This window comes from Paenibacillus forsythiae T98, from assembly GCF_000520735.1.
GTDB classification, from domain to species: domain Bacteria; phylum Bacillota; class Bacilli; order Paenibacillales; family Paenibacillaceae; genus Paenibacillus_AQ; species Paenibacillus_AQ forsythiae.
Genome location: NZ_ASSC01000791.1, coordinates 21,054 through 27,303 on the forward strand (window position 1 = coordinate 21,054; position 6,250 = coordinate 27,303).

A 6,250-nucleotide genomic window follows, 5' to 3' on the forward strand; every position below is an offset into this window, starting at 1 on the left:
CAAATGGCTATAGATTACGAAAAGGAAGTCGGCTCCGCCAAGGTGGAGCAGAAGTTTTTATATGAATCCGGCAACGAAATGGCGGCTTATGCTGCACATCAAATCAACTATCATGTAATGGGCTATTTCCCGATCTCCCCATCTACGGAGGTTGCACAGTTCCTGGACGGGATGAAAGCCAGCGGCCAGCATGACATCATGCTTGTTCCTTCCGACGGCGAGCACAGTTCCGCAGGTATTTGCTATGGCGCGTCTACAGCGGGCGGCCGCGTATTCAACGCGACAAGCGCTCAAGGCTACCTGTACATGCTGGAGCAGCTTCCGGTTCAATCCGGCACACGGATGCCGATGGTCATGAATCTTATCTGCCGGTCCGTTTCCGGTCCGCTGAACATTCACGGCGATCACTCCGACCTGTATTATGCGCTGAACACCGGCTGGCCGATCCTGATGTGTCCGGACCCGCAATCTGTATATGATATGAACATCATGGCAATCAAGCTTGCCGAGCATGCGAAGGTTCGCCTGCCTGTGCTGGTAGCCATGGACGGTTACTTCACTTCTCACCAGAAGCGCCGCGTCCAAGCGATTGCGAGCCGTGAGGATGTTCAAAGCTTTATCGGGCCGCAACCAAAGGGTTATGACGACACATTGGACCGCGAGAATCCGATTTCTGTCGGCCCTTACATGAACGAGCCCGACTATATCAACAACAAATATCAACAATCCGTGGCTATGTACAACGCCGAGGAAGTATTTGAAGAAATCGCCAAAGAATACGGCGATCTGACGGGCCGCTATTACCCGATCCTGTCCCAGTACCGGATGGAAGACGCGGAGGTTGCGGTATTCCTGATGAACTCTGCTTCCGAGATCATCAAGGATGTTGTTGACCAGCTCCGTGAGAAAGGCGTGAAAGCTGGAGCTATTTCGCCGAACATGATCCGTCCGTTCCCGCAGAAGCAAATTGCTGAAGCGCTGAAGAACGTTAAAGCCATCACCGTTGGCGACCGCGGAGATTCCTACGGAGCATACGGCGGCAACATGGTTAACGAAATCAAGGCGGCGCTGTTCACTCACGGCAACACGACAACGAAGGTAATCAGCCGCATCTATGGCGTCGGAGGCAAGGACTTCTATGCCGAGGATGGTCATGCCCTGTTCGAGCTGGCTATTGAAGCTGCCGAAACCGGAACAGTCAAAGTTCCTTTTGACTACTACGGCCACAATCCGGGCGTAGCCGAAAGCGCGCCGAAGCGCGTGCTCAAGCCGCTTAAATTCGAGTCGCTCAAGACTGGCCTGATTACTGTGGACAAGGATGAAGAGACTGGCAAGCTCAAGGTCAAGGTTCCGCCGATGCGCAGCTTGACTGTGAAGCCGAAACGTCTGTCCCCTGGTCACGGCACTTGTCCGGGTTGCGGTATTTTCTCCGGTCTGGAGCTGTTCTTCAAAGGCATCGAAGGAGATGTCGTTGCGCTGTACCATACAGGCTGCGCCTTTGTTACAACGACCGGTTATCCTTATTCTTCCCATAAATCGACTTTCATTCACAACCTGTTCCAAAGCGGGGCCGCTACAATGTCCGGTGTGGTTGAAATGTTCTGGGAACGCAAACGCCGCGGAGAACTTGATGATCTTGGCCTGAAGGACGATTTCACTTTCGTTATGGTTACCGGCGACGGCGGTATGGACATCGGTATGGGACCGGCAATCGGCGCCGCGCTTCGCGGACACAAGATGATCGTGCTGGAATATGACAACGAAGGCTACATGAATACAGGGGCTCAACAATCGTACTCCACGCCAATCGGTCACCGCACATCGACTTCCAGCATTGGCAAGATGCAAAAAGGTAAAGTGACGCAGCATAAAGATACTCCGCAAATTATGGCTGCCACCAATATTCCTTATGTGTTCACAGGCTGCGAAGCGTTCCCGCAGGATTTGGTGAAGAAAGCCGCCAAAGCCCAATGGTACGCTCAGAACGAAGGCCTTGTATACGGTAAGATCCTGTCGGCTTGCCCGCTGAACTGGATGACCGAGGACAACGTAGGCACCAAGCTGGTGTCTCTGGCTGTTGATTCCTGCTTCTTCCCGCTGTACGAAGTGGAGCAAGGCGTTACCACGATTACGTACAATCCGGAAGACAAGGAGAAACGCATCGACGTAACGGAATGGCTCAAAGGTATGGGTAAAACCAAACATCTGCTCAAGGAAGAGAACGAAGCTGCGCTGAACGGCTTCAAGGAAGAAGTAGAGCGCCGCTGGATCCGTCTGAAAGCGAAGCACGAGCATCCGGAACTGTAAGAACAAGAGCTGCTTTATAGCTTGAATTGAACAGCAAGCCTCCTTTATTTGGAGGCTTGCTGTTTTGCATTTTGCCTCCGAAATGATCACAGTATATTCACGTTTCAGGGATTGAATTTTCCGGCCCTGGTGGTATTCTATTGTTATATTAAAACATAGTAAAACAGTTGGTATTTAAGTGATTCGTCTGAGCGGATAACCGCAGGCCGGATGCTTCCTGATCAAGTCAGGACAGCTCCGGCCTTTTTTGTCGACTATTGTCAACTGTTATTGTGAAATCAGTCACACTGCGGGTATTGGCAGTTTTTTCGGAAGGAGAAGGGATGACATGAAAGTAGCTGTCGGCAGTTCGGATGGTGTGAATGTAAACCAGCATTTTGGCCGTAGCGACCGGTTCTTGATCTATGAAGTGGATGATGAAGGATTGTATACCCGGAGCGAAAGCAGGGAAATAGGCACTCCTGCAAGCAGTGAAGGACATCAGCAAAACCGTCTGGAGGCGGTGGCCGAGGCGCTGGCGGATTGTTCCTTTGTGCTTGTCTGCCAGATCGGTCACGGCGCCACGGCGGTGCTTAACAATGCGGGGATTACGGCTCTCGCAGTTGAGGCCCCGATCGACAAGGCGCTAAACCGGCTGGTAGCCTTTCTTCATTCAGGTCGCGGAGTTATTTTACAATAAAGCACAATCCAATTATCTATTTGAGAAGAGGGATCTGTTATGAGCGAGAAGCAATTGGGCTTTGATACATTGAAGGTAAGAGCAGGCTATGAATCCAGCCAGCATAATTATTCGGTAGCCGTACCGATTTATCAGACGGCCTCTTACGATTTAGGCGGTGTGGAACGGGCGGAGAAGTTGTTCGGTCTGGAGGAAGCCGGCTTTCTGTACACACGGATCGGAAATCCGACTGTAGCCGTGCTGGAGGAGCGCTTGACCGCTCTGGACAAAGGAACCGGCGCTGTTGCCGTTGCTTCGGGGATGGCCGCTGTTGCTTATACTCTGCTGAACCTGGCCGAAGGCGGAGGCAGAATATTAACCACGCCTAGACTGTATGGGGGAACGTTCGACGCCATCAAGCATTTGTTCCCTAAATTCAATGTTCATGTCGATTTTGTCGAGAATTCGGATGACCCGGAAGCCTTCCGTCAGGCCGTAGGTCCGGATACCAAAGCGATACTGATCGAGAGCATCAGCAACCCGAACGCGACCATCCTGGATGTTGAGGCCATTTCCCAAATTGCGCATGACAACGACATTCCGCTGGTGATTGACAATACATTTGGAACCCCGTATCTGTTCGATTCATTTGCACACGGGGCGGACATTATTATTTACTCGGCGACCAAGGCGATCGGAGGTCATGGAACGACACTTGGCGGAGTCATTGTGGAGAATGGCAAGTTCAACTGGAGCAATGGGAAATTTCCGCATTTTGAAGAGCCGCAGTTTCTGCTTCGGGACCAGTCGACAGGACGCGAGCGCAGCATTCTTGAGGTATTCCCGAATGCGCCGTTTACGACAAGAGTGCGGCTCAGCTATCTGGCCTATTTTGGAGCTTCTCTCAGTCCGTTCGATGCCTTCCTGCTGATTCAGGGGATTGTGACATTGTCTGAACGGATTGACAAGCAGGTATCCAACGCGCTGAAAATCGTGAACTATCTGCAAGGCAGCGACAAGGTAAGCTGGGTTAACCACCCTGCCGCCGAGGGCAATCCATACAAAGCTCTGGCCGACAAATATTTTCCAAAGGGTGCGGGTTCCATTTTCTCCTTCGGCTTCAAGGGGAACGAGGAGCAGCTCAAGACTTTTCTGAATTCGGTGGAACTGTTCAGTTATCACGCCAATGTGGGTGACGCCCGCTCGCTCATCATCAATTCTCCCAAAACGACGCATGGCGAGCTTAACCCGGAAGAACAGGCATTTGCCGGTATCAAGCCTGAAACTATCCGGCTGTCCATCGGCCTGGAAAATGCCGAGGACCTCATAGCCGATCTGGAGCAGGCGTTCGAGAAGGCTTTTGTGGAGACTTTGGTATAGTCGCTCGATTTCGGGACATGAACAAAGGTCTGGAATATTACTTATAAAAAGGGGAAAAGGACATGCCAAAAGTGAATTTGAATTTGACTGAGGTCCCGATCCGCGAGAAACGTCTGGGTTCGATTACGGGCTTTGCCGGAACTGCGGGAGACCTGGTCAACTGCTCCAACAGCGGCTGCCTGAAGGACGGCACCCGTTCTTTCAGCCAATGCATGGGTTGCAGCTCGGGAAACGCATTTTGCCAATTATCCATGATTCAGGATGCAGCGATGGTTAACCATGCGCCCGTTGGCTGCGCCGGAGATTTCTTTGGCTTTAATTTCGTTTACCGGGTCGGTCAGATGGAGCGGAATCTGCCGCCTGCCATCGGTAGATATTTTAATACAAATATCGAAGAAATGGATACTGTCTTCGGCGCTCTGTCCAAGCTGGAGAAGACGATACGCCTTGCGTATGACAGAGTGAAGCCGAATGCGATCTTCGTTACTACATCCTGCGCCTCGGGGATCATCGGGGAAGATGTGGAAAGTGTCACCGATCGAATGACGAAGGAGCTTGGGATTCCCGTCGTTAACTGCGTCTGCGAGGGCTTCAGATCGAAAATCTGGACCTCCGGCTTTGACGCCGCCTATCACTCCATCGTACGCAAGATTGTGAAGCCGCCGCAGAAGCGGACGAACAAAGTAAATATCATCAATTTCTGGGGCAGCGATGTCTTCTCCAAGCTGCTTGGCCGCCTGGGCTATGAAGCGAACTATGTCGTTCCTTTCTCCACGGTAAGCCAGCTGGAGACGATTTCCGAGTCGGCCGCGACGATTCAGATTTGTCCAACGCTTGGAACCTATATGGGAGCCGCGCTTGAGCAGGTGTACGGAGTGCCGGAGATCAAGGCTCCTATGGCTTACGGCATAGCGGGAACAGATGCCTGGATGCGTGAACTTGGACGCGTTTTGGACCGCGAAGATGAGATTGAAGAAATTATTCGCGAGGAAAAAGCGGCTGTGCTGCCGAAGCTGGAAGAATACCGGGCCAAGCTCACAGGCACAACCTGCTATCTGACAGCAGGCTCAGCCCATGGTCATGCCCTGATTGCCCTGCTGCGCGAACTGGGAATCGAAGTGCAGGGCGCGGCTATTTTCCATCATGATCCGATTTATGATAATGAAAATACCGCTGCGGATATGCTGGATCACGCAGTCAAGACATACGGGGATATCAAGGGATACAACGTCTGCAACAAACAAGCTTATGAACTCGTCAACATTCTGAATCGCGTCCGTCCGGACCTGATGATCGCCCGTCACGGCGGAATGACGCTCTGGGGCGCCAAGCTCGGCATCCCAACTCTCCTGATCGGGGACGAACATTTCAGCTGGGGATACCAGGGGCTGTTGAATTATGCGGAACGCATTCTGGAGACGCTCGATAACCGGGAGTTTGTGACCAATCTGGCGAAACACAGTTCCATGCCTTACACCAAATGGTGGCTGGAGCAAGATCCATACACTTTTTTGGGAGGCAACACGCATGTCGAAGCTTATTGAACAACCCAGATATTCCTGCGCGCTGGGCGTCCAGCAGACCGTCATCGCAATCCAGCGGGCGGTGCCGATCGTCCATGCCGGACCGGGCTGCAGCACCAAAATCCATGGCCTGCTCGGTCAAGGAGAGGGCTATGCGGGAGGAAGCACGATCCCCTGCACCAATTCGAGTGAATCGGAGGTCGTGTTCGGCGGCGAGAAGAAGCTGAAGGGTGTCATTGACGGCGCGTTCAAGGTCATCGACGCCGATCTGTTCGTCGTGCTCACCGGCTGCACCTCCGATATTGTCGGAGACGATGTCGGTCAGGTGACCCGCGAATTTCAGAATCTCGGCAAGCCGATTGTGTTCGCGGAGACCGGCGGG

5 protein-coding genes are annotated in these 6,250 nt (G+C 52.6%); all 5 read left to right on the forward strand.

All coding sequences use genetic code 11. The features are described 5' to 3' along the window. The first annotated feature begins 3 nt into the window (after positions 1–3). Positions 4–2,307: a thiamine pyrophosphate-dependent enzyme gene (locus L692_RS0124275; protein WP_025702529.1), complete on the forward strand. Its 2,304-nt coding sequence runs from the start codon at positions 4–6 to the stop codon at positions 2,305–2,307. A gap of 328 nt (positions 2,308–2,635) precedes the next feature. After that, positions 2,636–2,986, forward strand: a complete 351-nt coding sequence (locus tag L692_RS0124280; RefSeq protein WP_025702530.1) for a NifB/NifX family molybdenum-iron cluster-binding protein — start codon at positions 2,636–2,638, stop codon at positions 2,984–2,986. A 39-nt stretch (positions 2,987–3,025) separates the two neighbouring features. Beyond that, the gene (locus L692_RS0124285) at positions 3,026–4,345 is read left to right on the forward strand and encodes an O-acetylhomoserine aminocarboxypropyltransferase/cysteine synthase family protein (protein ID WP_025702531.1); all 1,320 of its coding nucleotides are present in this window, start codon (positions 3,026–3,028) and stop codon (positions 4,343–4,345) included. Positions 4,346–4,407: 62 nt separating this feature from the next. After that, positions 4,408–5,889: a nitrogenase component 1 gene (locus tag L692_RS0124290; RefSeq protein ID WP_025702532.1), complete on the forward strand. Its 1,482-nt coding sequence runs from the start codon at positions 4,408–4,410 to the stop codon at positions 5,887–5,889. Then, positions 5,873–6,250, forward strand: a 378-nt coding sequence (locus tag L692_RS0124295; protein WP_025702533.1) for a nitrogenase component 1, incomplete at its 3' end; no start/stop codon positions are given. The genes L692_RS0124290 and L692_RS0124295, both read left to right, overlap by 17 nt.

Bases quoted from the DNA above. Each gene is read 5' to 3' on its own strand.
- L692_RS0124275 (WP_025702529.1), top strand. From the start codon at position 4: ATGGCTATAGATTACGAAAAGGAAGTCGGCTCCGCCAAGGTGGAGCAG.
- L692_RS0124280 (WP_025702530.1), top strand. From the start codon at position 2,636: ATGAAAGTAGCTGTCGGCAGTTCGGATGGTGTGAATGTAAACCAGCAT.
- L692_RS0124285 (WP_025702531.1), top strand. From the start codon at position 3,026: ATGAGCGAGAAGCAATTGGGCTTTGATACATTGAAGGTAAGAGCAGGC.
- L692_RS0124290 (WP_025702532.1), top strand. From the start codon at position 4,408: ATGCCAAAAGTGAATTTGAATTTGACTGAGGTCCCGATCCGCGAGAAA.